General features: G+C 62.5%; 3 protein-coding genes. All 3 read left to right on the top strand.

Annotated features, from left to right (window positions below):
* The coding region (locus ABT116_RS42445; protein ID WP_351645914.1) for a multicopper oxidase family protein at positions 1-1,050 on the top strand (1,050 nt) is incomplete at its 5' end.
* Positions 1,051-1,447: 397 nt separating this feature from the next.
* Positions 1,448-1,792 carry a heavy-metal-associated domain-containing protein gene (locus ABT116_RS42440; protein WP_350835125.1) on the top strand — a complete coding sequence of 115 codons (345 nt, stop codon included), beginning with the start codon at positions 1,448-1,450 and terminating at the stop codon, positions 1,790-1,792.
* A 48-nt stretch (positions 1,793-1,840) separates the two neighbouring features.
* The coding region (locus ABT116_RS42435) for a cation transporter (protein WP_351645907.1) at positions 1,841-2,560 on the top strand (720 nt) is incomplete at its 3' end.

Raw genomic sequence — 2,560 nt, 5'->3', positions numbered from 1 at the left:
ATCAGGGGCGCCTGCGACTCGACCTGCGGTGACGCGGACTTCGTAGGGGAGGGGGCGACCCCCGCCGGTGTCCGGCTGTCGGCCCCCGACGCTCCCGACCTTCAGTCCGGAAACGGCATGGGTTCGATGGGCGGATCCGGGATGGGCAACATGCCTGGCATGGGTGGAATGAACCACGGGTCGGCCGAAACCACGCTGCCCGCCACCTCGGGTGGCCCTAACTCGGTAGAATCAAGCGCTCTGCTCGGTGGGGACGCGGGTGACGTCAGCTATCCGTACTATCTGATCAACGGGCGGATAGCTTCTGCACCGACAACTTTCTCGGCCGCTCCCGGTCAGCGTGTGCGTATTCGCATCATCAACGCGGGTGCGGATACCGCTTTTCGAGTCGCCCTTGCCGATCACGTGATGTCCGTGACCCATACGGACGGTTTTCCGGTCGTACCGACAGAAGTCGATGCGCTTCTCCTCGGCATGGGTGAGCGCTACGACGTGATCGTCACGGTCAAGGACGGTGTATTCCCGCTCGTCGCCGCGGCCGAGGGTAAGAACGCTCAGGCTCGGACGCTGCTGCGTACAGGCTCGGGCGCTGCGCCCGACGCGTCGTTCCTCCCTCGGGAATTGGCAGGTCGAGTGGGCACGGTCGAGTCGTTCACTGCAGCCGAAAGTGTCGTTCTGCCGCGAAGCGATGGCACCGGTGTCGATCTCGTGGCAGACCTCGGGGGGGACATGATGAGCTACCAATGGACGATCAACGGTCGGAACTACGACCAAACCGAACCTCTGACCGTCAAAGAAGGGGACCGAGCCCGGCTCACGTTCACCAACATGACGATGATGTGGCATCCCATGCATCTGCACGGGCATACGTTCCAAGTGGTCAAAGGTGACGGCGGTGTCGGCCCTCGTAAGGACACAGTCATCGTTCGTCCGATGGAATCTGTCGCTGTCGATCTCATCGCCGACAACCCGGGCGACTGGATGCTCCACTGCCACAACGGATATCACCAGGAGTCGGGTATGATGACCCGCTTGGGCTACATCGTCTGACACGTGGAGACGTCCGAACACACGATCACACCAGCACGGGAGGCGCGACCTGATTGGGCCGGCATCTCATTCGATGCCTCTTCCTACCCCGTTCGGCGAGGTGAGATTGTGGCCGCCCCGGCATCGGGTCAGCGTCCCGGAATCCCCGGCCTCTGCCCTGCCGCTGGACTGGGATCGAAATCCCGCGAACGGCGCAACTGCCCATGGCTCCGGTGTACACCTGGCGACACTCCACGGGCGCTCGAAATTCGACGTTCTCTGCGCGGGCGAATACACGAGGGAGAATCCGACCAAATGTCCGACGGAAGTAGTCGAGGCGCAGCCTTGACTCACCTTCTCCTAACGCGAGTATAGTAGAAACAGGTACCCCCCTGGGGTACCAGACGGGAAGGGAATCATGAGCGGTCAGACTAACTCGCAGCCGAATCTACTCGATAAGACGCAACGCGGCTGTGGATGCAACTCGACGAAGAAATCACCCACGACATCCGCGCCCACCCCTACGGAGGACATCATGTCTGCAACCAACAACACGTTCGCGGTCACCGGCCTCACCTGCGGGCATTGCGTCGGCGCCGTCACGGACGAGCTGCGCGCCCTCCCCGGAGTGAGCGAGGTCGAGATCGATCTCGTCGCCGGAGGAGTCTCCACCGTGACCGTCACAGCTTCAGCGCCACTGACCGAGGAACAAGTAACTGCCGCGCTCGACGAAGCCGGCAACTATCATCTCGCGAACATCTGACCGGGCGCCCACACCGCCAGCGTAGGCAGGTCAGGAGAGGTACATCTGATGAGCACCCTGGACAACACGACCGTCGCTGCCGAGTCCGCACACAGTGTCGAACTGGTCATCGGCGGCATGACCTGCGCCTCCTGCGCCGCGCGAATCGAAAAGAAGCTCAACAAGATCGACGGCGTCACCGCGACAGTGAACTACGCGACCGAAAAGGCGAAGGTCGATTTCACGGGTGCGGTAGCACCTGAAGACTTGATCTCCACCGTCGAGGCAACGGGATACACCGCCACCTTGCCTGCCCCCAAGGGCTCGTCCGGGGAGGTCGGCACTACCGACGGGGTGGACGCCCGAATCCAGGACGAGGCTTCGCAACTGCGGACCCGACTGCTCGTCTCGCTCGCATTGACTGTGCCTGTGGTCGCATTGTCGATGATCCCGCCATTGCAGTTCACGAACTGGCAGTGGCTGGCCTTGACGCTCGCATCTCCCGTCGTCGTCTGGGGCGCACTCCCCTTCCACCGCGCTGCACTGACGAATGCCCGACACGGCGCGGCAACAATGGACACTCTGATCTCGGTGGGGGTGTCGGCGGCCTACCTGTGGTCACTGTGGGCGTTGTTCTTCGGTCATGCCGGAATGGCCGGCATGAAGATGGAGTTCAGCCTGTTCCCACAGCAGGAGGGCGGAGCGGACCACATCTATCTGGAAGTCGCTGCTGCGGTCACCGTCTTCATACTGGCGGGGCGATATTTCGAAGCCCGCGCCAAGAAGCAG

The organism is Streptomyces sp. NPDC002130, assembly GCF_040296465.1.
Classification (GTDB): domain Bacteria; phylum Actinomycetota; class Actinomycetes; order Streptomycetales; family Streptomycetaceae; genus Streptomyces.
This window is presented reverse-complemented; position numbering and strand designations above follow the sequence as displayed.

Coding starts and splice junctions, on each gene's coding strand:
- ABT116_RS42440 (WP_350835125.1), top strand. CDS start 1,448: ATGAGCGGTCAGACTAACTCGCAGCCGAATCTACTCGATAAGACGCAA.